Origin of the sequence: uncultured Amphritea sp., assembly GCF_937127095.1 — a bacterium.
Classification (GTDB): Bacteria; Pseudomonadota; Gammaproteobacteria; order Pseudomonadales; family Balneatricaceae; genus Amphritea.
In genome coordinates this window covers 39,943-65,803 of sequence record NZ_CAKZLP010000040.1, presented here as the reverse complement: position 1 = coordinate 65,803, position 25,861 = coordinate 39,943, and the positions used below count along the sequence as shown (strand labels likewise).

At 51.4% G+C, this 25,861-nt stretch carries 30 protein-coding genes; 19 read left to right on the top strand and 11 right to left on the bottom strand.

Translation table 11 applies throughout. The features are described from left to right. Nucleotides 1-29: 29 nt before the first annotated feature. From Q0499_RS09265 to xseA, 4 genes are all read right to left on the bottom strand, one after another. Entirely contained in the window at nt 30-791 is a 762-nt protein-coding gene (locus Q0499_RS09265; RefSeq protein WP_299198562.1) for an alpha/beta fold hydrolase, read from the bottom strand. Between the two features lie 72 nt (nt 792-863). After that, on the bottom strand, nt 864-1,490 hold the full coding sequence (locus Q0499_RS09260) for an FKBP-type peptidyl-prolyl cis-trans isomerase (protein WP_299198559.1): 627 nt from the start codon (nt 1,488-1,490) through the stop codon (nt 864-866). Nucleotides 1,491-1,539: 49 nt separating this feature from the next. Then, complete coding sequence (locus tag Q0499_RS09255) at nt 1,540-2,370, bottom strand: peptidoglycan DD-metalloendopeptidase family protein (protein WP_299198557.1); 831 nt, start codon at nt 2,368-2,370, stop codon at nt 1,540-1,542. A gap of 9 nt (nt 2,371-2,379) precedes the next feature. Next, the gene (xseA, locus tag Q0499_RS09250; protein WP_299198555.1) at nt 2,380-3,750 is read right to left on the bottom strand and encodes an exodeoxyribonuclease VII large subunit; all 1,371 of its coding nucleotides are present in this window, start codon (nt 3,748-3,750) and stop codon (nt 2,380-2,382) included. 165 nt (nt 3,751-3,915) lie between these two features. On the opposite strand from xseA, the gene guaB reads away from it, so the two are divergent. The 12 genes from guaB (at nt 3,916) to Q0499_RS09190 (ending at nt 15,544) form a co-directional block, all read left to right on the top strand. Continuing rightward, a complete protein-coding gene (guaB, locus tag Q0499_RS09245) occupies nt 3,916-5,385 on the top strand; it encodes an IMP dehydrogenase (protein ID WP_299198553.1) in 1,470 nt (489 codons plus the stop codon). Between the two features lie 132 nt (nt 5,386-5,517). Continuing rightward, nucleotides 5,518-7,098, top strand: coding sequence for a glutamine-hydrolyzing GMP synthase (gene guaA / locus Q0499_RS09240; RefSeq protein ID WP_299198551.1), 1,581 nt, complete (start codon nt 5,518-5,520; stop codon nt 7,096-7,098). A 285-nt stretch (nt 7,099-7,383) separates the two neighbouring features. After that, nucleotides 7,384-8,130 (top strand): Crp/Fnr family transcriptional regulator, encoded by a 747-nt coding sequence (locus Q0499_RS09235; RefSeq protein WP_299198549.1) that lies wholly within the window; start codon nt 7,384-7,386, stop codon nt 8,128-8,130. Nucleotides 8,131-8,590: 460 nt separating this feature from the next. After that, nucleotides 8,591-10,087, top strand: a complete 1,497-nt coding sequence (gene atpD / locus Q0499_RS09230; RefSeq protein ID WP_299198547.1) for a F0F1 ATP synthase subunit beta — start codon at nt 8,591-8,593, stop codon at nt 10,085-10,087. Continuing rightward, nucleotides 10,062-10,475, top strand: a complete 414-nt coding sequence (locus tag Q0499_RS09225; protein WP_299198544.1) for a F0F1 ATP synthase subunit epsilon — start codon at nt 10,062-10,064, stop codon at nt 10,473-10,475. Before atpD ends, Q0499_RS09225 begins: the two co-directional genes overlap by 26 nt. After that, nucleotides 10,475-10,879, top strand: coding sequence for an AtpZ/AtpI family protein (locus Q0499_RS09220; protein WP_299198611.1), 405 nt, complete (start codon nt 10,475-10,477; stop codon nt 10,877-10,879). The genes Q0499_RS09225 and Q0499_RS09220 overlap by 1 nt, the downstream gene beginning before the upstream one ends. Then, complete coding sequence (locus Q0499_RS09215; protein ID WP_299198542.1) at nt 10,866-11,228, top strand: ATP synthase subunit I; 363 nt, start codon at nt 10,866-10,868, stop codon at nt 11,226-11,228. The genes Q0499_RS09220 and Q0499_RS09215 overlap by 14 nt, the downstream gene beginning before the upstream one ends. Beyond that, nucleotides 11,218-11,949 (top strand): F0F1 ATP synthase subunit A, encoded by a 732-nt coding sequence (locus Q0499_RS09210; protein ID WP_299198540.1) that lies wholly within the window; start codon nt 11,218-11,220, stop codon nt 11,947-11,949. The genes Q0499_RS09215 and Q0499_RS09210 overlap by 11 nt, the downstream gene beginning before the upstream one ends. A gap of 67 nt (nt 11,950-12,016) precedes the next feature. Next, a complete protein-coding gene (locus Q0499_RS09205; RefSeq protein ID WP_299198538.1) occupies nt 12,017-12,298 on the top strand; it encodes a F0F1 ATP synthase subunit C in 282 nt (93 codons plus the stop codon). Nucleotides 12,299-12,301: 3 nt separating this feature from the next. Further along, nucleotides 12,302-13,135 (top strand): F0F1 ATP synthase subunit B, encoded by an 834-nt coding sequence (locus tag Q0499_RS09200; RefSeq protein ID WP_299198536.1) that lies wholly within the window; start codon nt 12,302-12,304, stop codon nt 13,133-13,135. Next, the gene (locus Q0499_RS09195) at nt 13,119-14,669 is read left to right on the top strand and encodes an alternate F1F0 ATPase, F1 subunit alpha (RefSeq protein ID WP_299198534.1); all 1,551 of its coding nucleotides are present in this window, start codon (nt 13,119-13,121) and stop codon (nt 14,667-14,669) included. The genes Q0499_RS09200 and Q0499_RS09195 overlap by 17 nt, the downstream gene beginning before the upstream one ends. Next, on the top strand, nt 14,666-15,544 hold the full coding sequence (locus Q0499_RS09190) for a F0F1 ATP synthase subunit gamma (protein ID WP_299198532.1): 879 nt from the start codon (nt 14,666-14,668) through the stop codon (nt 15,542-15,544). The genes Q0499_RS09195 and Q0499_RS09190 overlap by 4 nt, the downstream gene beginning before the upstream one ends. Nucleotides 15,545-15,723: 179 nt before the next feature. Here Q0499_RS09190 and Q0499_RS09185 read toward each other — a convergent pair whose 3' ends face one another. Then, a complete protein-coding gene (locus tag Q0499_RS09185; RefSeq protein ID WP_299198529.1) occupies nt 15,724-16,380 on the bottom strand; it encodes an OmpA family protein in 657 nt (218 codons plus the stop codon). Between the two features lie 366 nt (nt 16,381-16,746). Here Q0499_RS09185 and Q0499_RS09180 point away from each other — a divergent pair, with 366 nt between their 5' ends. The 6 genes from Q0499_RS09180 to Q0499_RS09155 all read left to right on the top strand — a co-directional run bounded on the left by Q0499_RS09180 (nt 16,747) and on the right by Q0499_RS09155 (nt 20,370). Then, on the top strand, nt 16,747-16,869 hold the full coding sequence (locus tag Q0499_RS09180) for a hypothetical protein (RefSeq protein WP_299198527.1): 123 nt from the start codon (nt 16,747-16,749) through the stop codon (nt 16,867-16,869). Nucleotides 16,870-16,891: 22 nt separating this feature from the next. Next, the gene (locus tag Q0499_RS09175; protein ID WP_299198525.1) at nt 16,892-17,038 is read left to right on the top strand and encodes a hypothetical protein; all 147 of its coding nucleotides are present in this window, start codon (nt 16,892-16,894) and stop codon (nt 17,036-17,038) included. Then, nucleotides 17,035-19,119, top strand: coding sequence for a bifunctional diguanylate cyclase/phosphodiesterase (locus Q0499_RS09170; protein ID WP_299198523.1), 2,085 nt, complete (start codon nt 17,035-17,037; stop codon nt 19,117-19,119). Before Q0499_RS09175 ends, Q0499_RS09170 begins: the two co-directional genes overlap by 4 nt. A 219-nt stretch (nt 19,120-19,338) precedes the next feature. Continuing rightward, nucleotides 19,339-19,650 (top strand): DUF883 family protein, encoded by a 312-nt coding sequence (locus tag Q0499_RS09165; protein WP_299198521.1) that lies wholly within the window; start codon nt 19,339-19,341, stop codon nt 19,648-19,650. A gap of 4 nt (nt 19,651-19,654) precedes the next feature. After that, entirely contained in the window at nt 19,655-20,065 is a 411-nt protein-coding gene (locus Q0499_RS09160) for a phage holin family protein (protein ID WP_299198519.1), read from the top strand. Continuing rightward, complete coding sequence (locus Q0499_RS09155) at nt 20,062-20,370, top strand: YqjK family protein (protein ID WP_299198516.1); 309 nt, start codon at nt 20,062-20,064, stop codon at nt 20,368-20,370. Before Q0499_RS09160 ends, Q0499_RS09155 begins: the two co-directional genes overlap by 4 nt. 127 nt (nt 20,371-20,497) lie before the next feature. On the opposite strand, the gene Q0499_RS09150 is transcribed toward Q0499_RS09155, so the two are convergent. The 5 genes from Q0499_RS09150 to Q0499_RS09130 form a co-directional block, all read right to left on the bottom strand. Further along, nucleotides 20,498-20,710, bottom strand: a complete 213-nt coding sequence (locus Q0499_RS09150; protein ID WP_299198514.1) for a hypothetical protein — start codon at nt 20,708-20,710, stop codon at nt 20,498-20,500. A gap of 45 nt (nt 20,711-20,755) precedes the next feature. Further along, nucleotides 20,756-20,905, bottom strand: a complete 150-nt coding sequence (locus Q0499_RS09145; RefSeq protein ID WP_299198511.1) for a lmo0937 family membrane protein — start codon at nt 20,903-20,905, stop codon at nt 20,756-20,758. A gap of 396 nt (nt 20,906-21,301) precedes the next feature. Next, the gene (locus tag Q0499_RS09140; protein WP_299198509.1) at nt 21,302-21,844 is read right to left on the bottom strand and encodes a hemolysin III family protein; all 543 of its coding nucleotides are present in this window, start codon (nt 21,842-21,844) and stop codon (nt 21,302-21,304) included. 235 nt (nt 21,845-22,079) lie between these two features. Continuing rightward, a complete protein-coding gene (locus Q0499_RS09135; RefSeq protein ID WP_299198507.1) occupies nt 22,080-22,790 on the bottom strand; it encodes a Crp/Fnr family transcriptional regulator in 711 nt (236 codons plus the stop codon). A 260-nt stretch (nt 22,791-23,050) separates the two neighbouring features. After that, the gene (locus Q0499_RS09130) at nt 23,051-23,611 is read right to left on the bottom strand and encodes a twin-arginine translocation pathway signal protein (RefSeq protein WP_299198505.1); all 561 of its coding nucleotides are present in this window, start codon (nt 23,609-23,611) and stop codon (nt 23,051-23,053) included. 350 nt (nt 23,612-23,961) lie between these two features. On the opposite strand from Q0499_RS09130, the gene tadA reads away from it, so the two are divergent. Further along, nucleotides 23,962-24,471, top strand: coding sequence for a tRNA adenosine(34) deaminase TadA (tadA, locus tag Q0499_RS09125; RefSeq protein WP_299198503.1), 510 nt, complete (start codon nt 23,962-23,964; stop codon nt 24,469-24,471). A gap of 18 nt (nt 24,472-24,489) precedes the next feature. Here the strand turns inward: tadA and Q0499_RS09120 are convergent, their stop codons facing one another. Beyond that, complete coding sequence (locus tag Q0499_RS09120; RefSeq protein WP_299198501.1) at nt 24,490-25,728, bottom strand: M14 family zinc carboxypeptidase; 1,239 nt, start codon at nt 25,726-25,728, stop codon at nt 24,490-24,492. Nucleotides 25,729-25,861 lie beyond the last annotated feature (133 nt).

Genomic DNA, 25,861 nt, shown 5'->3' with positions numbered 1-25,861 from the left:
GATTTCAGCTCTGTTGCCTTCTGTGATATTCACTTCATCAGATAATTTAAGACTATTCGGGTAAAAATCGCAGCCTTCTCGGCATGAGGCCAGTGTCCGGTGCCCTGTATCAGCCGATAATCGGCTTTAGGAAACAGGTTGAGTATCTGCTCACGGTAGTCAGTGGTGATGTAATCTGAGTTTTCGCCTTTGATAAACAACACTGGTTGTTCAAAAGCAGGTCCGCTAGGGGCTTTACTGATCTCATCGTAGCAGCTTTCCAGCACCGGCAGGTTCATTCGCCAGGCAAACTGTTTCGCTTCTGTGCGGTAAAGGTTGGTCAGCAGGAATTGCCTGACACTGAGTTCTTCAACATACTGACTCAGTTGTTTATCGGCGTCTCCGCGGGATGTCAGGTTATCGAGGTCGACGGCGTTCAGACCGGTAAAGACATCACTGTGATGATTAGGGTATTGCACCGGAGCAATATCCACGATGATCAGCTTATTCACCCGTTGGGGGTGGTTCATGGCCAGCTGCATAGCAACCTTGCCGCCCATTGAGTGGCCCAGAATATGCGCACTCTCGAGTCCCTGCTGATCCATCAGTTCGATAATATCGTCAGCCATGAGTGGATAGCTGGTTGTCTCTGTATGGGGGGAGCGTCCGTGGTTGCGCAGATCAACAGCGTAGACGGTGAGATGCTCAGACAGGGCTTTGATCTGTCCACTCCAGTTCAGCAGGGTGCCAAACAGGCCGTGCATAATGATAAGGGGTGCTCCGCTACCGGAGACCTGCAGGTTAAGTTGCATAGGTTCGCTCCATAAAAAAGACCGGGGCAGAAGCGGCCGGTCTTTAGTATTACAACAGTTGTGGATAACTTATTACAGAATATCCAGCAGCTCTACATCAAATACCAGCGTCGAGTACGGTGGGATACCACCTGGAGAACCCTGAGCGCCATAAGCGAGCTGATAGGGAACTGTCAGACGCCATTTAGCACCTTTAGTCATCAGTTGCAGTGCTTCGGTCCAGCCGGCAATCACTCCGCCAACAGGAAATTCAGCTGGCTGACCGCGATCGTAAGAGCTGTCGAACACTTTACCGTCGGTGAAGGTACCGTGGTAATGGGTACGAACAGTAGACTCACGTTTAGGGCTTTCGCCACCCTCTTCACCCGCAGTGATAATTTCGTATTGCAGACCAGAGTCGGTCACAAATACTTCTTCACGCTGAGCATTTTTTTCCAGAAACAACTCGCCTTCAGCTGCGGCTTCTTTAGCCAGCTTCTCAGCTTTTTCCTGCATGCGCGCCTGAATCTCGTTAAATGCTGCCTGAATCTTCTCGCCTTCGATGCTCAGGGCTTCACCGGCAAATGATTCTTTGATGCCAGCAATCACTGCGTTCAATTCAACGCCATCAAAGCTTTGTGTTGCCAGGTGATCGCCCATCTGACGGCCGATACCGTAGCTGGCGATCTGTTCACTTGTTTCAAATTTAATATCAGACATGAGTACTCTGTCGGTTCGGTTTTAAGAACGCGAAGCCTATCATATTCATCTACTCTTTAACAAAAAGAAGCGGATCGACCCGGGTATTGTTAAGACTGACGCTCCAGTGAAGATGGGGGCCGGTGACTCGTCCGGTTTTACCGATGGCACCGATACTGTCGCCGGTATTCAGCTGATCACCGATTTTCACATCAATTCTGCTCATATGGCAGTACATGGTGGTCAGGCCATAGCCGTGGTCGACAATGACAGTATTGCCATTGAAAAAGTATTCGCCTACGGCAACCACTTGTCCGGGTGCGGGTGCGTTGATAGCGCCCCCCTGTCCACCTGCGATATCCAGACCGCTGTGAGGGTTGCGGGGCTGGTCGTTAAAGAACCGTTTGAGACCAAACGGGCTGCTGAAGCGACCAGTGGCAGGCAGGTTGAAATTTACACTGGAGAGGGGTGGGCTGCTCCAGGTTTTGAACGCGGCGACCATCTCTTCCTTTTCGCGTTTATAGCGGGCCAGATCCTGTTCGTTTGGATTAACGTGACGTTTGTTGGTGACTGTCAGGTGTTGCTCTTCATACTCCTTACCCTGAACCTGAAACGGGAAACTCTCACCATCCGCTTTCATTAGCTGGGTCTCGGTTGGTTTGGCTGACAGTGGGATGCCGATCACCGCGATCCAGGGGGCTTGTTGGGCGTAGGTTGTGTCCTGGCTGGGTAAAACCATGACCCGGTTGCCCCGGTACCAGGCTGACGGAGCGACTTCACTGTTAAGTCCTGTCAGCGGAACCAGTGCGATACCTCCGGGTACCCGGGACTCTTGTGGCAGTTCAATGGCGGCAGCTGAGAAACTGAATAACAGTGTAAATATAAAACTAACGAGGCGCATAGGGGTTCCTTATTCCTTTATAACCTGAGTGACTTTGCTGAGAAAACGACCATTGCTGAGCCGTGTCTCAACGGTGTTATCGGTTGCAATATTGTTGATGTCCTGTATCACTTTGCCCGCTTCGTCCTGAACAATAGCATAACCCCGGTCAAGGGTAGCCAGTGGGCTGACGCTGTTGAGTGTGGCTGCCAGACCGCTGAGTTTCAGCGAGTTTTGTTTCAGGGTGTTATGAACCAGCGTGGTTAAGCGGTGTTGCAGTTCATTCATCCGTCGCTGCTCTGCGGTAATCCTGGGTAGCGGTGAACAGCGCAGATAACGTTGCTGTAACTGGGTGTGGTGCTGTTTTTTCCGCTCAATGATATGTCTGACAGCGCGCTGCATCCGCAGTTCAAGGTCATCCAGTTTTTGTGCCTGCTCTTTGAGCTTATCGCCGGGGTGGCGCAGCCGGGCGCGGGTCCATTGCAGTTGTTGCTGGCGCTGTTGATGACTGCGTTTCCAGGCATCTGTCAGTCGCTGGTGTATCTGCTGCAGACGTAGCAGTATTTGCTGTTGGTCAGGGCTGATCAACTCGGCGGCTGCCGATGGGGTAGGGGCGCGCATATCCGCGACAAAGTCAGCAATAGAGACATCGGTCTCATGGCCTACAGCACTGATAACCGGTATCTCACTATCAAAGATGCTCTGTGCCACGATCTCTTCGTTAAAGGGCCACAGGTCCTCCAGAGAGCCACCACCGCGACCGACAATCAGCACATCGCAACGACCATCCTCATTTGCCAGACGGATAGCATTGGCGATCTGAGCCGCCGCTTCATTCCCCTGCACGGCGGTTGGGAAAAGCGTCACAGGTAGTGAAGGGAAGCGGCGTTTGAGAACGGTGAGAATATCGTGAACCGCCGCTCCGGTTGGTGAGGTGATAACGCCCAGGTGTTTTGGGTGAGTCGGGATCGGTTTTTTAAATGCCGGATCAAACAATCCCTGTTGTTGCAATTTGAGTTTGAGCGCTTCATAGGCTTGCTGCAGTGAACCGACACCGCTTTCTTCCATATAATCGCAGATCAACTGATAGTCGCCGCGGCCCGGGTATAAGCTGACTTTCGCCCTGACGACGACTTTGTCGCCATTTTTGGCCTGGTATTTCAGGTATTGATTGCGATTGCGGAACATGGCGCAACGCACCTGCGCGTCTTTGTCTTTGAGGGTGAAGTACCAGTGTCCGGAACTGGCTTTAACCACGTTAGATAGTTCGCCCTCCACATGAATGGTCAGGAACGAGCTTTCCAGCAGAGACTTGACCTGGCGGTTAAGTTCGGTAACGCTCAGGGCGTTGTTTGCCGGGCCGCTGCTGGTTGAATATTGGGGGTGTGAGTAAGGTTGCATAGTGCGCATCTTAAACCAACCGATCATCGCTTTGTAACGACAGTTTGGCAGAATTAACGAAATCAATAAAAATGGTTGGGATTAATCTATTTTGATTGTCGATGGTTCGACAAAAGGCTATAATCCCGCGTCTTATTTTTTTAGACACTACAGGCAATCTCACCCATGTTGCGAATCGCTGAAGAAGCCCTCACTTTTGATGATGTTCTACTGGTTCCCGGTTACTCCGAGGTTCTGCCTAAAGACGTTTCGTTAAAGACTCGCCTGACCAAAGGCATCGCCCTGAACATCCCCCTTGTCTCTGCTGCTATGGATACAGTCACTGAATCCGGCCTGGCGATTGCTATGGCTCAGGAAGGTGGTATTGGTATTATCCATAAGAACCTCACCATCGAAAAGCAGGCAGAACAGGTCCGTCTGGTTAAGAAATATGAAGCGGGTGTTGTTAGTGATCCGGTGACCTGTAGTCCGGATATGACGGTAGGCGAACTTAACGCGCTATCAGCCCGTCTTGGCTTTTCAGGTTTTCCTGTGATCGATAATGGTGAACTGGTCGGTATTGTGACTGGCCGTGATGCGCGTTTCGAAAAGAAACTTGAAGCGTCTGTTGCCTCTATTATGACCCCTAAAGAACGTTTGGTAACGGTGCTGGAAGGCGCAGATCCTGATGATGTTCGCAATTTGCTGCGCAAACACCGTATTGAAAAAATTCTGGTAGTCGATGAGGCGTTCGCCCTGCGCGGTATGATGACTGTTAAGGATATGAATAAAGCCTCGACTCATCCAAACGCGGCGAAAGATGGTAAAGGCTGTCTGATTGTTGGCGCTGCGGTGGGTACCGGAGCTGAAACTTCAGATCGTGTTGATGCTCTGGTTAAGGCCGGTGTTGATGTCATTATTGTTGATACCGCCCATGGGCACTCCAAGGGTGTTATTGATCGGGTTGCCTGGGTGAAGCAGACTTATCCAAATGTTCAGGTAATCGGTGGTAACATCGCTACCGCTGAGGCTGCTGTTGCCCTGGCGGAAGCCGGTGCCGATGGTGTTAAAGTGGGTATCGGCCCGGGCTCCATCTGTACTACCCGTATCGTTGCTGGTGTCGGTGTGCCACAGATCAGTGCCGTGGCCAATGTTGCTGCAGCGCTTGAGCCCTACGGTGTGCCTTGTATCGCTGATGGCGGTGTGCGGTTCTCCGGTGATCTGTCCAAAGCGATTGTCGCCGGAGCTTCGGCAGTGATGATCGGCTCTATGCTGGCCGGTACGGATGAGGCGCCGGGTGAAGTTGAATTGTTCCAGGGCCGTGCTTACAAGTCTTATCGTGGAATGGGATCACTGGGCGCGATGGCACAGACCTCGGGCTCTTCAGACCGTTATTTTCAGGATGCTTCCGAAGGTGCTGAGAAGTTGGTGCCAGAGGGTATTGAAGGTCGGGTCGCCTGTAAAGGTCCGATGGGCGGTGTTGTGCATCAGCTGGTGGGTGGCCTGCGCTCCTCTATGGGGTACACCGGCAGCCCGGATATCCTGACGATGCGTACCGTGCCTAAATTTGTTCGTATCACCAGTGCTGGTATGGCTGAAAGCCATGTGCATGATGTCAGTATTACCAAAGAAGCGCCGAACTATCGCGTTGGATAATTGCTTCTGAATGAATAAAACAGGTGGGATGGCTTCGGCCCTCCCACTTTTTCTTTTTTAACACGCTGCTAAAACAGCCAATCGCCAGAATAAACCTGAATGGGTATTGGCGATGATTTCGGAGTCATCGAAATGTCACAAGATATTCATGCTCAACGAATCCTGATTTTGGATTTCGGTTCGCAATACACTCAACTAATCGCCCGTCGTATACGTGAGATTGGTATCTACTGTGAGATTCACCCATGGGATATGGATGAAGCTGCGATCCGTGATTATAACGCTAAGGGTATGATCCTGGCGGGTGGCCCTGAGTCTGTTACCGAATGTAACTCGCCGCGCGCACCACAGGTGGTGTTTGAGCTGGGCATCCCATTGCTGGGTATCTGCTACGGTATGCAGACCATGGCTGAGCAGCTGGGTGGCAGTGTTACTACTTCAGATCAGCGTGAATTTGGCTATGCCAAGGTGCGTCTGGAAGATAGCCCAAGTCGCCTGTTGGAAGGGATCGAAGATCAGATTGCCAATAATGGCTCGCTATTGCTGGATGTCTGGATGAGTCACGGCGATAAGGTAGGTACCCTGCCGGAAGGCTTTAACGTAATCGCCAGCACCGCCAGTGCTCCGATTGCAGCGATGTGCCATCCAGGTAAAAGTTTCTACGGCGTTCAATTCCACCCTGAAGTTACCCACACCAAACAGGGTGGGCGTATTCTGGAACGTTTCGTTCGCGAAATCTGTGGATGTGACACCCTGTGGACCCCCGCCAATATCATCGCTGACCTGATTGATAAGGTTCAGGAGCAGGTAGGCAGTCAGAAAGTTCTGCTGGGCTTGTCCGGCGGCGTGGATTCATCAGTTGTGGCAGCTCTGCTGCATAAAGCGATCGGCGATCAGCTGACCTGTGTGTTTGTTGATAACGGTCTGCTGCGTAAGAATGAAGGCGATCAGGTGATGGAGATGTTCGCGAATAACATGGGTGTACGTGTTATCCGTTCTGACTCTCAAGATCTGTTCCTCGGTCGTCTGAAGGGTGAAAGTGATCCTGAAGCTAAGCGTAAAATTATCGGTAACTCCTTTATCGAAGTGTTCGATGAGGAAGCAACCAAATTGAAGGATGTAAACTTCCTGGCGCAGGGCACGATCTATCCTGACGTGATTGAATCCGCCGGTGCCAAGACTGGTAAGGCGCATGTGATTAAATCCCATCATAACGTTGGCGGTCTGCCGGACGATATGAAGATGGATCTGGTAGAGCCTCTGCGTGAGCTGTTTAAGGATGAAGTCCGCAAAATCGGTCTGGAACTGGGGCTGCCATACGATATGGTTTACCGTCATCCGTTCCCGGGCCCTGGTCTGGGTGTACGTATTCTCGGTGAAGTTAAGAAAGAGTACGCAGATATTCTGCGTGAAGCCGATGCCATCTTCCTGGAAGAGTTGCACCGTGCTGATTGGTATCACAAAACCAGCCAGTCATTCGCCGTGTTCCTGCCGGTGAAATCGGTGGGTGTGGTCGGTGATGGCCGTCGTTATGAGTACGTCATTGCACTGCGCGCCGTTGAAACCATCGACTTTATGACCGCTCGCTGGGCGCACCTGCCGTATGAGCTGCTGGAAACGGTATCCAGCCGGATCATTAACGAGATCCCCCACGTATCCCGGGTGACTTACGATGTTAGTTCTAAGCCACCGGCAACGATTGAGTGGGAATGATTCTGCCTCTTATACAGACTGATATTCACCAGAAATAGTCTCAGAAAACCCAGCGTAAAGGCTGGGTTTTTTTATTTCGGGCTTGTGGTATCTGTGACGACTGGTAGACCAGGGTATATTTATAAGGCAAGTAGGTGGGTAAAGTGTTATATGTTCAACAGCACAGATAGCATCAGTCGTTAATGCTATTCTTTTACAATCAGATTCGTAAATTCAAGTGACCCCTTTTGTTAAAATTATCATTGATAATTCATCTTGTTGTATCGGGCTTATGTAGGTTCTTATATGACTATTAATCAACCGGATGCCTCTTCACCCCTGCAAAATAAGATGCTGGCAGCGTTCCCCGAAGAGGTTAAACGGCGAATATTTCCTCACCTTAAACTAACAACGATGCCGTTAGGCAAAGTGTTGTATGAGTCCGGTGACAAACTGGAAGATGCCTTTTTTCCAACAGATTGCATTGTGTCACTCCTGTATGTCATGGAGGATGGCTCATCTGCAGAAATTTCTGTGGTTGGAAATGAAGGGGTGGTGGGTATATCCCTTTTCATGGGGGGGGAATCTACCCCTAGCAGGGCTATTGTTCAAAGTGCCGGCAGTGCATACAAACTGGACGGCAAGTTACTCAAAAAAGAGTTTAATCGACACCAGGATATGCTCTACCTGATGTTGCGCTATACCCAGGCGCTGCTGACGCAAATGGCCCAGACCGCCGTTTGCAACCGCCATCACAGTATTGATCAACAGCTTTGCCGATGGCTGCTGCTGTCACTGGATCGCTTATCAAGCAACCAGTTGACCATGACTCAGGAGTTGATAGCCAATATGCTTGGCGTTCGCCGTGAAGGGGTTACGGAGGCTGCCGGTAAATTACAAAAACTAAATGTCATCGAATATCATCGAGGCAAAATCACCGTACTCGACCGGCCCAAACTCGAAGCGCTGAGTTGCGAGTGTTATGCCGTGGTGAAAAAAGAAACGGATCGTTTAGCAAACTACGAAACGTTCACTTTAAAACCGGTGGCATAGTTTGCACTTTTTCAGACTGAAACCTTATTCCCTCCAATCCGGGGGTAGTTTCAGGTCTTCCTGATGAACTTTTTTCACATCCTCAATTTTATTACCAGTTGTGTCGCTGTCGTAGCATCAGTGATGGATAGCGAAACCTCGTACCCCTTCAAATGAAGTATGCAGTCTGTACGCTAACGTACAGAGCGAGTACCGCTGGTGTCATAGAATGTGCTGTTAAGGGGTAATTAGGACTGACAGTTAAGCATCAGCAGTTGCAACCTGCACTTATTGAACTAGCTTATAAGGTGAGTCTGTTAGAGATCACTTCTCTAGGCTTTTCGCCAGTGGAATTACTACCACTGGCCTGTTTCTATACCGCTTACATCAACTGATTTCACGTCACAGGTCGACGAAGAGCTGATGAGATCGGCACGGATCTGCCTGGCTCTTAGCTTCCTGAATCAAAAGGTGAACGAGTATGGTCAGCAACACGGAAGCGCCTCTTCTCACTGATGAGCCGTTACCTCAGGATATCGACAGCAGGTCTGTGTTGCATAACACAGGCACTGTTATCTCCGTGCGCGGTAGTGTTGTGGATGTTGTATTTGATAGGCAGTTACCGCCGATTCGCTCTCTGTTAAAGACCGGCGCTGAAAAGCAGATTCTGATAGAGGTGTTTTCACAACTGGATCAGCAGCGGGTGCGCTGCATCGCTTTGACGCCGACTCAGGGGTTATCCCGTGGCATGGTGGTTGAAGACAGCGGCGGTCCGCTTCAGTCGCCGGTGGGCAAAGGGATCTTGTCGCGTATGTTCGATGTGTTTGGCAACGCGACTGACCGGCAGCCAGCACCCACCGACATTCAGTGGCGTTCCGTACATAACGTACCCCCACCGCTCTCCCAGCGCGCCACTAAAACCGAAGTATTCGAAACCGGTATCAAGGTGATCGATGTACTGATGCCATTGGAACGGGGCGGTAAGGCGGGTCTGTTTGGTGGTGCGGGTGTCGGCAAAACAGTACTGCTGACCGAGATGATTCATAACATGGTCGGGCAGCATGCCGGGGTGAGTATATTTTGTGGTATTGGCGAACGCTGCCGCGAGGGTGAAGAGCTCTATCGTGAGATGAAAGCAGCAGGCGTACTGGACAATATGGTGATGGTGTTCGGTCAGATGAATGAACCGCCCGGTGCGCGCTTTCGGGTGGGTCATGCGGCGCTGACGATGGCTGAATATTTTCGCGATGATGAGCATCGGGATGTGCTGCTACTGATCGACAATATCTTTCGTTTTATCCAGGCGGGTATGGAGGTCTCCGGTTTAATGGGGCAGATGCCTGCGCGCCTGGGTTATCAGCCAACCATGGGCACCGAGCTGTCCCAACTGGAAGAGCGTATTGCCAATACCGGCAGCGGTGCGATCACCTCAATTCAGGCGGTCTATGTGCCCGCCGATGATTTTACTGATCCCGCCGCCGTGCATACCTTTTCTCATCTCTCAGCGTCCATCGTGTTATCACGCAAACGGGCCAGTGAGGGACTTTATCCTGCTATTGATCCATTGCAGTCGAGCTCGAAAATGGCCACCCCGGGGGTAATTGGTAAGCGCCATTATGACCTGGCACAACAGATACGCAGCACCCTGGCTCACTATGCGGAACTCAAAGATATTATCGCGATGCTGGGGATGGAGCAGTTATCACCGGAAGATCATAAAGTGGTGGGACGCGCCCGTCGATTGGAGCGCTTTCTGACACAGCCATTTTTCACCACCGAGCAGTTCACCAGTATGTCGGGCAAGCTGGTCAGTCTTGAGGATGCACTGGAGGGTTGTGAACGTATTCTGCGTGACGAGTTTAAGGACTATCCGGAAAAAGCACTCTACATGATCGGCTCGATTGATGAAGCCCGCAAAGATGTTGAACCGGTAGCGACGGAGGAAGGCAACGATGTCAGCAGCACAGATGACACTTAAAATTATTCTGCCCTATAAGGTTTTTGCTGAGGAGCATCAGGTGCAGCGGATCGTTGCAGAAACCCCTGCGGGTTCTTTCGGTATCTTGCCCCACCGGCTTGACTGTGTGGCATCACTGACGGCGGGCATCCTGGTTTTTCAGACTGAAGGTGAGGAGGAAAGCTACGTCGCCGTTGATGAGGGTGTGCTGGTTAAATCTGGCTTTGATGTGCGGGTCTCTGTACGTAACGCCATCGGAGGTATGCAACTGAGCCAGTTGCGTGAGGCGGTCGAACAGGAATTTATGCAGCTTGATGATGAGGAGCGACAGTTGCGTTCGGTGTTGGCAAAAATGGACAGCGGTTTTATCCGACGCCTGGTGTCACTGCATCAGGACAGAGCGTCGTGATGCGTGATAAGCCTGAAGTAGAGAACAAGCCTGAGGCAGAGAATAAGCCTGAAGTAGAAAGTATGGCTGAGGCTGAGAATAAGCCTTGCGGATCAGGTAACACTGAGTTTAGCCAACAGGTGGGAAGCCGGGCCGAACGTAAACTCAAGGCTCAGCGACATGTCAATAAAACGGTCTGGTCGGGTCTGGGAATGATGGGGCTGATTGGCTGGTCGGTGGCCATACCAACCCTGCTGGGTGCGGCGCTCGGCGTCTGGTTGGATAAAGAGTATCCGGGGGGGCGCTCCTGGACACTGATGTTACTGGTCGTGGGTCTCTGTCTCGGTTGTTTCAATGCCTGGCGCTGGGTTGATAAAGAGGACCGGGAGATTCACCGACATGAGGAGGGAGATGATCTTGATTGATTATATGATGAGTATCTTTGTCGAAGGGAGCTTTGTCGATGGGAGCTATGCCTCGCTGGCCGGATCACTTCTGGCAGGGGCGTTGCTGGGCCTGTTTTATTTCGCGGGGCTGTGGTGGACCGTGCGGCAACTGGGCTCCAGTCAACATGTTGCGCTGCTGTTTCTGTGTAGCATGCTGGTGAGAACCGGCATCGTCGTGGTTGGCTTCTATTTTATTCTGGGGGACAGCTGGCCGGGCCTGGTCGCCGGTCTGCTGGGGTTTGTTGCGGTACGCACAGTGGCGATGCGATGGGTTGCTAAAACAGAATCTGTCCATCCCTCAGAACAGAAGCGTCATTATGCACCTTAGTCCCGATCAGATTATTTTCTGGCAGATGGGCTTTGTGAAGCTCAACTCCACTATCGTGTTTACCTGGGCGGTGATGCTGGTACTGGTGATCGGTTCTGTACTGATCACCCGGAAACTATCGACCGATCTGCATCGCTCGCGCTGGCAAAACCTGCTGGAAGTGGTGGTTATCAACATCAGCAAGCAGATAGAAGAGGTTGGCCTGAGTGATCCTCGTAGCTATCTTAGCTTTCTGGGCTCGCTGTTTCTGTTTATCGCTGTCTCTGCACTCGGGACCATAATTCCCGGTTTTGAACCGCCCACCGGATCACTTTCCAGCACGGCGGCACTGGCTCTCTGTGTGTTTGTGGCGGTGCCACTGTACGGCATTCAGGAGCAGGGGGTGAGCCGCTATCTCTCCTCCTATGCAAAGCCGACCTTTATCATGTTGCCGTTTAACATTATCAGTGAAGTGTCACGGACTCTGGCCCTGGCGGTGCGTCTGTTTGGCAACATGATGAGTGGTGCCATGATTATTGCGATTCTGCTTAGTATTACGCCGTTTTTGTTTCCCATCGTCATGACGCTGCTGGGACTGCTGACCGGCATCGTGCAGGCCTATATCTTTTTTATTCTGGCAACCGTGTATATCGCAGCGGCAACCCGGTCACAAAAACCGGCAAATCAAACGGCTGCAGATAAGCCCGATTTAAAAAGTCATAAAGCGGAGTCAGAGCAATGAAGCCACGACTCACACAATCACCGCAACAATCATTAAGACGACCTTTAATATGATCTATGGAGATACTATGGACAGCATGACTATTATTGCAATGGTATCAATTATCACTGCCGGACTTACCATCGCTATCGGTGTGATTGGGCCCTCGCTGGGCGAGGGCCGGGCGGTTGCCGTTGCGCTTTCCTCATTAGCACAGCAACCAGATGCGTCAGCTACGATCACCCGCACACTGTTTGTGGGTCTGGCGATGATCGAATCCACGGCGATCTACTGCTTTGTGGTGTCGATGATTTTGTTGTTTGCTAACCCCTTTTGGAATTTTGCCGTCACTCAGGTTGCAGGTAAATAAGTCATGCTAATCGACTGGTTTACCGTCACGGCTCAGGTGATCAATTTTCTGGTGCTTGCGTGGTTACTAAAGCGTTTTCTCTACCAACCTATTCTCACCGCGATCGATGCCCGTGAAAAAAGGATTGCGACTGAACTCGCCAGTGCCGCTGCGACAAAGAGTGGGGCAGAGGCCCTGCGCGACAAATATCAACAGAAAAATTCAGCGTTCGACAAACAACAGTCTGAGCGCATGAGTCAGCTAACCGAGGAGGTGGCCGCTGAGCGGGCGCGCCTGCTTGAAGGCGTCAGAGCTGAGTCGGAAACCTTGCGCAGCAGGTTACAGTCCGCACTGAAAAACGAGCAGCATAACTTAAAGCAGGCGTTGAGCCAGCGCACCCGGGAAGAGGTATTTGCGATAGCGCGTAAGGCGCTCGGCGATCTTGCCGGAACGACGCTGGAAGCCCGTATAACAGATGTTTTTATTCGGCGCTTAGAGACATTAGATGATGAGGAGATAATGCAGTTTAAGTCAGCGTTTTCATCCTCCGGTCAGCCATTAGTGGTTCGCACAGCCTATCCCTTGCCAGAAGAGCAGTGCGCGCTGCTTGAAACCGCGATCAGGACAAAAATAGGTGAGAGTGTGAAGATCGGGTTTGCCACTGAAACGGATCTGGTGAGCGGTATTGAGATCAGGACTGAGGGGCAGAAAATTGCGTGGAGTATTGACGACTATCTGGTCGCACTGGCGGATAGTGTTGACGCCTTGTTACGATCCTCCGACCCTGTCGAGGAGGGTGCTGATCAGGTAAACAGACCGTCGCAAGCAGGACAGGACACCCATGAAAAAGGCGCCTGAATTGCTACAAACGATGTTTGACGACACTTTCTCCGCGTTGCAACAGGCCCGGCAATCTTTTGACGCTGAGTTGAAGCTCTGCGAAGTGGGTACTATCACCAGTATCTCCACCGGTATAGCCAACGTGTCCGGATTGCCCGGCGTGGGCTTTGAAGAGGTGCTTCAGTTTCCCGGTGAGATCTATGGCATCGCCTTCAATGTCGATGAAGATGAGATCGGCGTTGTGCTGCTGGGAGACTACTGGCATCTGCAGGCCGGTGATGAAGTTAAACGCTGTCATCATCTGGTTGATGTGCCGGTGGGAGAGGGGCTTATCGGGCGCATTATCAATCCGATAGGCCAGCCGCTGGACGGCAAAGGCGATCTGGTTGCTACCTCGCGTCTGCCCGTTGAACGGCCATCTCCCGCGATTATGGATCGTGCCCCTGTCAGTGTGCCTTTACAAACCGGTATTAAGGTGATTGATGCACTTATTCCGGTGGGTCGGGGACAGCGTGAGCTGATTCTCGGAGACCGGCAGACCGGCAAGACCGCGATAGCGCTGGATACCATACTCAATCAACGTGACCAGAATGTGCTCTGCGTTTACTGCGCTATTGGTCAGCGTGCCTCCGGGGTTGCCAAAGTGATTGCCCGGCTGCGTGAACAGGGTGCTCTGGAGTACACCATCGTCGTGGTGACCGAAGGTAATGACCCGCCCGGCCTGGCGTATATCGCGCCCTATGCGGCAACCAGTATTGCTGAATATTTTATGCTGCAGGGGCGCGATGTACTGATTGTCTATGATGATCTGACGCATCACGCCCGCGCTTATCGGGAACTGTCACTGTTGCTGCGTCGTCCTCCCGGCCGTGAAGCTTTTCCCGGAGATATATTTTATATCCACTCGCGGCTGCTGGAACGCGCCACCCGGTTGCGCCCGGAGCTGGGGGGCGGATCACTCACCGCACTGCCGATTATTGAAACCGAGGCGCAGGATATCTCCGCCTATATTCCGACTAATCTGATCTCGATCACCGATGGTCAGATCTATCTTTCGCCATCGCTGTTTGAACTGGGTGTATTGCCCGCAGTGGATGTCGGAAAATCTGTTTCCCGTGTGGGGGGTAAAGCACAACGCGCCGCCTACCGTGCGGTTGCCGCCGACCTCAAACTGGCTTATGCGCAGTTCGAAGAACTGGAAACCTTTGCCCGTTTTGGCGCACGTCTGGATGATGACACACTGGAAGTGATTGAACATGGCCGCCGTATTCGCGCCTGTCTTAAACAGCCGGAATTTACCCCGGTTGGCATGGCCGCACAGATTGCCATACTGCTGGCGCTGACCGAACAACTGTTTGACAAGATACCGCTGGAGCAGATGCCTGCTGCAGAGTTGGCGGTGCGCAACGGCGCAACAGAACTGCCTGCCGGGGTTGTGGAGCGTTTGGCGCATGCAGATAAGCTGAGTGACCCGGATCGAACCGCGATTGTGCAGCTCGCGCGGGACGCATTGACAGCGTTTATGCCAGATCAGGAGAGTGGGAGCATATGAGTGACAGTGTTGCCAGTCTGCGGCACAAAATAGACAGTGCGGAAGAGCTCGAATCGGTGGTGCGGACGATGAAGGCGATGGCGGCATCGAGTATTACTCAATATGAGAATGCGGTCCGCTCGCTGGATGATTATTACCGAACAGTGCAATTAGGGTTATCCGCCTGTTTCAAACAAGATAACCTGTCCGGCGCGATAACCGGCAGGGAGGCGCCCGGTACCGCTGCGATTGGCGTGATCGTGTTCGGCTCAGATCAGGGGCTGGTGGGTCAGTTCAATGAAGCGATGGTCGAGTTTGTAGAGCATACACTGGCACCGTTGTCGGGTAAAAAAATCCTCTGGGCGGTGGGTGAACGTCTTCAGTCGCGCCTTTCGGAAACCCGTCTGAAGCAGGAGCCAGGTTTTACTCTGCCTAACTCGATTCATGCGGTGACTGCGCTGGTGGGCCAGATTCTTATTGCGCTTGAAGCGCGGCGGGAAGCGGGCAGCATTGAACGGGTCTATCTGTTTCATCACAGCCCGCGTGCCGATGCGATCTATACCCCGATGAGTCAACAGCTGTTACCACTGGATCAAGCCTGGCGGGATGAGCTGGTTAACATCCCCTGGCCTGCCAGCAACCTCCCCGAAGTGATGCCGGATCGACAAGCTACCTTGCGGGCATTGGTACGTGAATATCTGTTTGTCAGCCTTTTCAGAGCCTGTGCTGAATCACTTGCCAGCGAAAATGCCAGTCGTCTGGCGGCGATGCAGCGGGCAGAAAAAAATATCGATGAACTACAAGACGATCTTAACTTAACCTTTCACCGTCTGCGCCAGAGCAGTATCGATGAAGAACTGTTTGATGTGCTTTCCGGGTTTGAAGCGCTGAACTAGTGGGACGACGCCCGGCTCAGAATGCTTTGAAGGGATGTTCGGGTAGTAAGAATAACTGTTTCAGAAAGGTTTTTTTCAAAAAAAACGGGAAATTACCGGTGTAATTTCCCGCTGTCGTTATTATCTGGATTGTAGAGCGTCATCCCTGACAGGTCTTAATGCTCCTGCGTGACAACTATTTAGTTACTACCGGCGACCGGTTTGGTACCTATCATCTCAATGTCAACACGGCGGTCGAGCTGTAAACAGGCCTTGGTTCTTGAGACGGTCATCCCTTTACATTCACCCGTTTCGGAGGGGGCTGTTTCGCCTTTACCTATCGCAGTAATGCTGTTTGCCGGGACCCCTTTGCTGACCAGGTAATCTTTAACCGATTGGGCGCGGCGTTCTGAGAGCTTTTGGTTATAAACGTCGGAGCCGATGCGATCGGTGTGGCCGGTGACCTCAATGGTCTCGTAGGTTGTACTGTTAAGCTGTTGCACCAGGTTGTCCATCAACGCCATGCCCTCAGGTTTCAGTGCAGACTTGTCGAAAGCAAACAGCGCACTGCCTGAAAAACTTATTTTTTTGCGTAACGGCGGCGCTGGCGCTGGCGCTGGGGCCACGACAGGAGCAGGAACAACCGCAGCTACCGGTTTGTAAGCCGGGTCGCAGGGCTCACGATAGCTTGCAGGTGACCACTCACTTATGTGCCAGCACAGACCATCACTGCTCATCACGTTTTTACCGTTGCTGTCGACCAGATAACCTTCGGCCATTGCGGTTAGCGGAATCAGCGCTATTGATGCAACGGCTGCAATCGCTAGTTGTGAAATGTGTTGTCTAATTGGTTTCATGCACTTATTCCTTTAATGAACGTCAAACTGAGAAAATATTCGAGTAATTGGCATCGCAGAGATATTTTGCCAGGCGGCACCACCCTGAGTTAATGCGTTTACTGTTTTTGTGCAACGCATGAATGAGTATAGTCTACTGATCCATATTCGCATCGTCTGTTTGCCACCGCACATAGCGCAACAATAAAACAGCCTGAAAACGCACAGCTACGCTAATAACCTTTGCCCCGGCGCCACTATGTAATGTGCGGTAACGCACAGACTGATGTTATTCCTGCGGATAAATTGTTATATGACTGACCGTTGAGAGCTGTCCGGTTAACCTTTTTCGAACAGTTCGACAGAGCACCAACACGGAGGTTTAATATGCGCATAGATACAGCAGCAGGTCACTGGAAACAGTTTACTGGCAAAGTGAAAGCTGAGGGGGGCAAGCTTAGTGGTAATTATGTCAACCTGATAAAAGACGAAGATGTCGCGGAGTACTAGGAGTACAAGATGGAGCCGTATAATGCCAGCCCCATCAATAGCTGATATACGATTGGCGTTCACCAACGTGAGTCAGGTAAGCGATTACCTGCAACTATTGAAGCTCCGTTATTATCACTACACCCTGGTCGACGCTCGTCAGATCTGGTTGAGAGGGTTGTCGTGTTGACGAGTGAGCTGAGCTTTCGCGCGGTCATCGATGCGTCCCCACTGGGTATTTTCGTTTCCGATGCAGAGGGCGGTTGCATCTATACCAATGCTGCATATCAGAGGATCTCGGGGTTGTGCTTTACTCAGGCGTTGGGCACTCGCTGGAGCATAGCTATCCACCCCGAGGATCGTCAGCGGGTCATCACGGATTGGCATTCTGCAGCCCACAGCGAAGCGCCATTACGTACTGAGTTTCGCTTTCAGCGCAAAGATGGCAGTGTGGTGTGGACGCGCGTCAATAGCGCCGTTATCAACGATGGGACCTCGCGGCATGGTCATGTGTTGACGGTAGAGGATATCAGTGAGCGAAAAGCAACGGAGTTCGAACTGCTGGCGGCGGAAGAAGAGTTGTTTGAGGAGAAGGAGCGAGCTCAGGTTACCCTTAACTCCATCGGTGACGCTGTGCTGGCTACCGATCTTCTCGGCAACGTCACCTATCTGAACCTGGCCGGTGAGGTCATGACTGGCTGGTCTGGCGAGGAGGCATTGGGTCAACCGTTGACGACGGTGTTTAATATTATCGATGGCAGTACCCGCCAGCCCGCTGATAACCCGGCACGGCGAGCCCTTTATGAGGATCAGACCGTGGGGCTGGCGGCTAATTGTGTGCTGATTCGGCGCGATGGGTTTGAATCCGCTATCGAGGACTCAGCCGCACCTATCCATAAACGGGACGGCCAGGTGGCCGGCGCAGTGATTGTATTTCACGATGTTAGTCAGTCGCGGGCGATGGCCGCGAAGATGACTCACCTGGCGCAACATGATTTTCTTACGGGTTTGTCCAATAGAGCATTGCTGACAGAACGACTTTCTCAGACGATCGGGCTGTCCAACCGGCACAGTAAACAGGTTGGGTTGCTGTTTATCGATCTGGATAATTTTAAACACATTAATGACGCACTGGGCCATACAGTCGGTGATCAACTTTTAAAGTCAGTTGCTGCCCGTCTGGTTGCTTACGTACGCAGCACCGATGTGGTTTGTCGCCAGGGGGGTGACGAGTTCGTTATCCTGCTGCCTGAAATTGAAAAAAACCAGGATGCGGGGCTGGTAGCAGAAAGCTTGCAAGTCGCGTTTGATACGCCCCATCTCATCGACGGACATGAACTTTATGTGACCCTTAGCATCGGCATTAGCGTCTATCCGGATGACGGCTGTGATGCGGAGAGTGTGATGCAGAATGCGGATACCGCCATGTTTCATGCCAAGAAAAACGGCCGCAACAATTATCAATATTTCCAGGCAGAGATGAATATTCAGGCAGTGCATCGCCGGGCCATCGAAAGTAGCCTGCGCCGCGCCCTCACGGAAAACGAATTCCTGCTGCACTTCCAGCCGCAGATCAATCTGGCTAGCGGGGCGATGGTCGGGGCTGAGGTGCTTATTCGCTGGCAGGATCCTGAGCTCGGGCTGCTTTATCCGGATCAGTTCGTGCCCATCGCGGAAGAGTGCGGTCTGATTGTGCCGATTGGTAACTGGGTTCTACGGGAAGCGTGTCAGCAGGTACAAGAGTGGTTGAATGCCGGTTTGTGTGCGGTGCCTGTGGCGGTCAATATTTCCGCAGCAGAGTTCAGGAATAAGGGGTTTCTCGCCGGTATCACCCGCATTCTGCAGGAAACGGGTCTGGACCCTGGTTATCTTGAGCTGGAGCTGACTGAAAGTATCCTTATGCAGGATGTTTCCACTGCTGTGTCATTGCTGGAGGCACTTAAAGAGATGGGGGTTCGGCTGGCGATTGACGACTTTGGCACCGGCTATTCAAGCCTGAGTTATCTGAAACGCTTTCCGATCAGTACTCTGAAAATCGACCAGTCTTTTGTGCACGATATCGTCACCGATATGGACGATGCGACCATTGTGATGGCGGTGATCGGTATGGGGAGAAACCTCAAACTGCGGGTCATTGCCGAGGGGGTGGAAACGGACGAGCAGCTTGCGTTTCTGCGCAGTCATCAGTGTGACGAGGCACAGGGCTTTCATTTCAGTCAAGCATTGTCAGTGACAGAGTTTAGCCGGCTGATTCAAACAGACAAACGCTGATATCCGTCGGTCGTTCGCTAATTTTTTAAATCCCGGTTCCGGGTTATGTCGAGCACGACAAACAAGGTGTGGAGCAATTACTCTGTATGTACGTCAGCAGACAGACGGCGAAGAGATCTCTCCTTTAAAATATGACTTCGACGCCATTGAATGCACGCTTCATTCTGACGATGCGATCTTGAATAGTATGACTTACGAATACACTTTATGGAGTACGGTATGACAACTGAAACACAGGAAACACGGGATCAGCTGGTCGAGGATTTCAAGAAGGTCATTGATGATGCTGAAGAGTTGCTTAAGTTCACCGCGAATGAGACCGGTGGAAAAATTGCTGGGGTACGTGAACGCGCCGAAGTGAATCTGCGTGAGGCGCGGCGCAAACTCAATGTGCTGGAGGATGATCTTATCGTCAAGACCAAAGCCGCAGCCAAAGCGACGGATCAACTGGTGCATCAAAACCCGTGGCAGGCGATGGCGATTGCCGGTGCTGTTGGTTTACTACTGGGTATGTTAAGCGGTCGGCGCTAGACATATGACGAACAGCGACAGTGGTGCACAACCCTCCAAATCCCGATCACAGGGACTGCTGGCTTCGCTGCAGCGGTTGCTTGGCACTTCTGTTGAGGTTCTGCGTACCCGGGTAGAAATTCTGTCTACGGAGCTGGAAGAAGAGGGGATCAGAGTTCGGGAACTGTTTATCCTCCAGCAGGTGTCGCTGTTCTTTCTTGGACTGGGACTGTTACTGGCGACTATTCTCATCGTCCAGTTATTTTGGGATAGCTATCGTCTGACCGCACTGGCAGCCTTCGCCTTGTTATATCTGCTGGTTGGCTTCATTAGCGCTTGGGTATTGAAGCGTAAGCTGAGAAACCGTCCACCGCTATTTAGCGCGAGTCTGGCGGAACTGCGCAAAGATGTTGAACGCCTGGAGTCCGGGTTATGAGTACACGTAAGCAATATCTGCAGCGACATCGCGAGACGCTGGTGTTGCAGGCCACTGTGCAGCGCAATGAGTTATCCACTATCGCAACCCATTTGCAAACACAGCTGCAGTGGGTCGACAGAGTCTATGCTGTTGGGCAGGCACTGCGTGCACACCCATCACTGGTGGTGGCTACAGGTACCTTGCTTGTGTTTGCAACCCGGTCCAACCGGTTGCACCGGATTGGACAGCTGGTTCGTGCATGGGGAATCTTCAGCATGGTACGCTATCAGTATGCCCGATTCTGGCCCTTCAGAACGCGCTGAAAAGTGTCACTTTCGTACTCAACTTCTCTTCTCTAAATGCGACTGGCGGTGATGGTAAAGGACGCCCGTCAAAAGGCAGATGCCCGTTCTGACATCCGCCGGTACCAACCATAAACGCTGCCCGGGATTACTTACGTATAGCCAGTAATAAACCACCAATCACTAGCGCTCCGACTCCAGCCCATATTGGTATATTGACCGTCTTCGTATCCTTCACAGTTAACTCTAATGGGCCTACTTTGGCTGTTTGGGTATCCTGGGTGTATGTGAACCCCCCATAGATCAAGCCGAGGCTGCCAGCCACGATCAGCAGGATGGCTAAGATTTTTATTCCACTCATTTTGTTATTCCTGGTGATACAAACATTGTGAAGTTATCAAGTTAACTAGGTTATCCGTCTACCCTTAATCACACGCAGCACCACAACGATGACAGCCAGTACCAGGAGGATATGAATAAATCCACCTAAGGTATACGAAGAAACCAAGCCCAGGAGCCAAAGGACAACTAAGAAAATTGCAATTGTTTCAAGCATTTTCGTCACTCCATTACTGTGTATTAAGGGTGTTTTTAGTCGTGTTTAGTTAACTGTTCATCTGCGTTAATGACTGTGAGTGAGGCGTGCAGAACCGGGTGGTCTTGCAAATTCAGCTTAGCAATGAAGAACACCCACGTCTGTCTGTTAGCACACACTATTTCTCATAGTCAGATGCCTCTCGGGCCTTCCTTTATGGTTCCGGTAGCGAGTTGCTGAAGCGGGAGTTTGATCGCCTGCTACCGGAAGTGAATATTCCGCAATCACAGACAAACACTGCCGGGCTTTTCTCTGCATGATGTTGAGCATTCTTAACTGTTATCAGGTATAGATCAGAATAACCACATAGTGACTGATACTGCCCCCCAGTACGAATAGGTGCCACACTCCATGCATCTAGGGGTAGCGCTGGTCAAGGGCGTAAAAGACCACTCCCGATGAATAGAGGATCCCGCCGGTTAACAGCCACACGAAGCCCGCCTGTGGCAGGGCCGCGAGTAGTGGCCTGATTGCCAGCAGGATTAACCAGCCCATCACAAAATACAGGCCCATCTGCAGTACCCGCTTGCTAAACCGCGGCAGTGCATCGAGCACCAGTCCTACAGATGCCATACTCCATATCGCAGCGAGCATCCACCAACCTACGACACCCTTGAGTGTAATCAGCATGAAGGGGGTATAGCTACCGGCGATCAGCAGATAGATGGCCTGATGATCGAGCATACGAAACACTCGTTTAGCAGATCCAGGGGGCAGCCCATGGTAAATCGTGGAGATCGAGTAGAGCAGAAAGAGCGTCACGCCATAAATACTGAACGACACTATGCGGTACGTATCCCCATCCTGTAATGCGACCAGAATCAGCGCAACGGCACCCACCAGTGCCAGCGCGGCACCGATCAGATGTGAAATACTGTTGAAACGTTCGGTCTTGTTCATCACGGATGTATACGGTTTTTTCAAGCAAAAGGGAGTGCTGGTGCAGCCCGGGTCTGTAACGTTATCGCCGGGCACTGTAATCTAATAAAAGTTACCTGCAATAGAGTTTAATTTCTGTACGGTATTGCACATTGTACTATGGACAAAAAAACGCTCTTTCTGCTGACAAATGAGGGGTTTGTAAAGGGGTTGCTGACGGCACTGAATATACGTGCCTGATAGTTTTACGGTGCTCTTAGCCTAGTATTCGGGTATAGGCGGCTATCTCTGCTGTGTAGCATCCACACGACGCAGCTTCCAGATTTATGCGGTGGAGAACAGTGATCTCCCCGCGGCTATAACGGATCAGTTTACGCTGCTGCAGAGCAGAGGCGGCTTTGGTGACGCCCACACGACGCACGCCCAGCATGTAGGCGAGGAACTCATGGGTTATATGAAATGTATCTGAATGTGCGCGGTCTTGTGTCATCAGCAGCCACCGGGCGAGGCGGGCCTCGATCATATGGAAATGGCTGCAGGCGGCGGTTTGTGCGATTTGACCCAGCATCACGTAGAGATAGCACTGCAGTACCCGCCGTAGTGTGGGGTTTCGCTCTATTTCGCGCTGAAACGGGTCTGCTTCCATGCGAAGCGCCATGCCTGCTCCCTGTACCAAAGCATGTAGCGGTGATATGTCGACACCCAGTATAAGAGATATTCCAAGCATCCCTTCATCGCCAACCAAGCCTACTTCCATAGGAGCACAGTCGGCAGTGGTGGGTGTCACCAGAGAAATGAAACTGTCGGTGGGGAAATACACGTGGCTGATAGGTTCGCCGGGTTCGGCCAGAATATCAGCAAACACCAGTTCAACCGGTGTGCAGTTTGCCAGAAAGTGCTGCCTGTCTTTGCGCGTCAAAGTTTCGAGCAGGTGGTTTTTTCCCTGAGCGAGCATTGGATGCGGCATATTATTCTCCTGATGATGGGCACGGTTGGGTAAGCTAAAGCGATGCTCGCATGTTGTTAATACAGGGCGTGCAGGAACTCGTTTTCATTAAAGTGTTTTGCCCAGGCATGAAGTCAAAATTGGTGCTCCCGTGAAGGTGAACAAGCTATTGATCTGTTACCGATACGTTTATCGTCGGGTGATGGTTTTGCTGTTGTTTTTGGTCTTTCGGCGGTGATCCATTAAGGATGAATGCAAACTGCATCTGACTTTTTACAGGTCTATCGATTGATGCGGGATATTTTGGTGCCATCGATACTGACCCCTGCCATCAATCCCTGTTGGCTGAAGATGAAGGCATAAGCATCATCCCTCAATGACGATGTAGACAGGTTCTTTACCATGCCGTCGTCAACCACAACGAGGGTAGGCCCCACGCCAATCTCCCAACCTTTCGATTCTTTGAGATAATTAAGGGCACTATCCGTCATGAAAAAGACAGCGTAACCATAGGGCTGGGTTCCGGGCTGCAGGTCTGATGATCCGGAAACAGAATTGTAATAATCAACAATGAGTGATCCCTGGATTAACTCCCCTTCGCCATAGCTGCCACCGAACACCAGACCTGTCTTCACGATATGTGGAAATACGAGTACAGCTTTGGCATTCTGCAACAGTGTTTTAGTAAAGGGTTGGGTTTCATAAAGGGTTTTCAGGGCCTGCTGGGACTCCTTGTCGAGGTCCTCTGCGCTTGCTGCACCGGCCTGTGCCATTGTGCTCATCAAGACGATGGCGACTGCCGAGAACATCAGTGTGCTGAAATAACTGCTAATTTTGTACATCTTCAGACTCCCTTATCGGTTGAGCATAAGTCGTTGGATTGTATTAAGTTGAAATTCGACTGTGGGATCAAAGGTAGTCGTATGCATAGGCTTAGTCTGTTCGTTGTCGTACATACTACTGTACTGACCTCTGTTTAAAGTGACTGGCTAAGGATAAGCAGGAACATGGTTTTACACGAACGGAGGTGCATGTTCATATACAGGAGTAGAAGGGGGGGATTCAGCCAGAGGCCGATCCGAAGTGTTTCATGAGGGAATCTCTTCATCCCTCAATGTTTTTCAGGGTGATATAATCTCTGAATCGTATTAGAACAACCTGCAATCATAGTTTCCTGAGTATATTTCAACGCATGAATGATAACGACGATTTACATTGGATGGAACATGCGCTGCGATTGGCTCAGCTGGCGGCTGATGTCGGCGAGGTGCCAGTTGGTGCGGTGGTGGTGCTGGACGGGCAGGTGCTTGGTGAGGGCTGGAACCAGCCGATCTCCGGCCATGATCCAACCGCTCATGCTGAAATTATGGCGCTGCGTGAGGCTGCTGCGAAGATCGCCAATTATCGTCTGGCGGGGGCTACGCTCTATGTCACTATCGAGCCTTGTACGATGTGTGCCGGAGCGATTATCCATGCCCGGGTAAAGCGGGTCGTGTTTGGTGCGTCTGAACCCAAGGCAGGTGCGGTTATTAGTAATGCTCTGATGTTTGATCAGTCATGGATGAATCACTGGCCTGAATATACCGGAGGGGTGATGGCGGAACAGTGCAGCGATGCCATCAGTGCTTTTTTTCGTCAGCGACGCGCTGAAAAAAAGGCTGCCAAGCAGGCCGAAAAAACGTCAGCCGTTCGACCTCAGTGACGGGTTTTAAACACTGCTTTATAAAGTAGGCTTCCTCTCACGCATACTCTCTTTGCGTGCCAACAGGGTGCCATCCCCTTCGGTACGTTGTTGTATCCACTGGATCAGATCGGCCCACATTCTGTCGATATCGTTTTGCCCGGGCATAATGCCGGCATGTTTTAGTTCGATAGTCATCACGGGAATCTGTTTGACAAACCAGCCATAGTTACCGAGTGAACCAGGGTAGGTGCCCAGCTGTTTTAACTGCAGTGGACCGAGGTTTCGTGGTGGGGTGATTGTGCCATCGTAGTCCAATATTCCGTGGGGCGCATGAACGGAAACGATGACGTCGGGTCGTAGCCGGTCGATCAGTTGGTGGATCGCCTGGGTTTCCGGTTCGCTCAGAGGTTTGGTTCCGGGGTAATAGCGGGCACGTTTTCTGGCGTAATTTTGCCAGTGCTGCAGGGGATCAATCGACGTTTCTGCCGGGATAAAATTACGGTTTAGATCGACTTTATTGGCATTCACCCGGGTCGATTTATTTTGCAGTAGTCCGTCCGGGTTGGTCAGGGGCATAAAGTGCCAGTCGAAAGTGCCGTTGTGGCTTTCCTGCAATATTTTCAGCCATTTAAACGAGATGCTGACACTTGAGTATTCATCGCCATGGATACCCCCGAGAAACAGAATTCTGGGGGGATCTTCCCGGTTCGGGGATGCCGGAAAATGTTTTTCTAACAGTGGCAGGTGGTTGTGTGAATAAAAGCGAGGGGGCGAAAATTCAGCCGCGAGACACTCTTCTGCAGAGACACTGCCAAGTTTTTCACCGATCTGTTTGCAGATGCTGATAACATCTTCATGGGGACCGGTGACCACTTCAGGTGTAAAGGTTTTATCAGGCGCATTTTCTATTGTAGCGGCTGTCTTTACCTGTGAGATTGTTTCTGTTTTAGCGTCTGTTTCAGTGGGTATTTTAGGCTGAGTATCTGATGTAAGAATAGCTTCGATCTTAGCATCCGTATCGACTTCAGAGACCGCTGGTGTGTCTGAGGTATTTGCTAGCTTCGAGGCTGTTGTTGGTAACACTGTCTCGATGTCAGGCTCTCTATGCGCTTGTAACACAGAGATTTGTTTTTGATCAGCAATAGTTATCTGGTTTGATTGACTATTGGTTTCTGAGTGTGAGGCATCGGTGTAAAGTGACAACGGGTCTGCAGGTTCACTAAGCGCAGGTGGAACCATACCGAGAGTCAGTCCGGTGACAAGTATCGTTATCATTCGATGAAACATGGGGTCTGGCTTACTCTGCAGGATAGTGTAGACCTGCATTGTAATGGGCTTTTCTACGGATATGGAGATCTGCTCGCACGAATGATGAAAAAAACCGCCGACTAAAGCGGGACAGGTATCA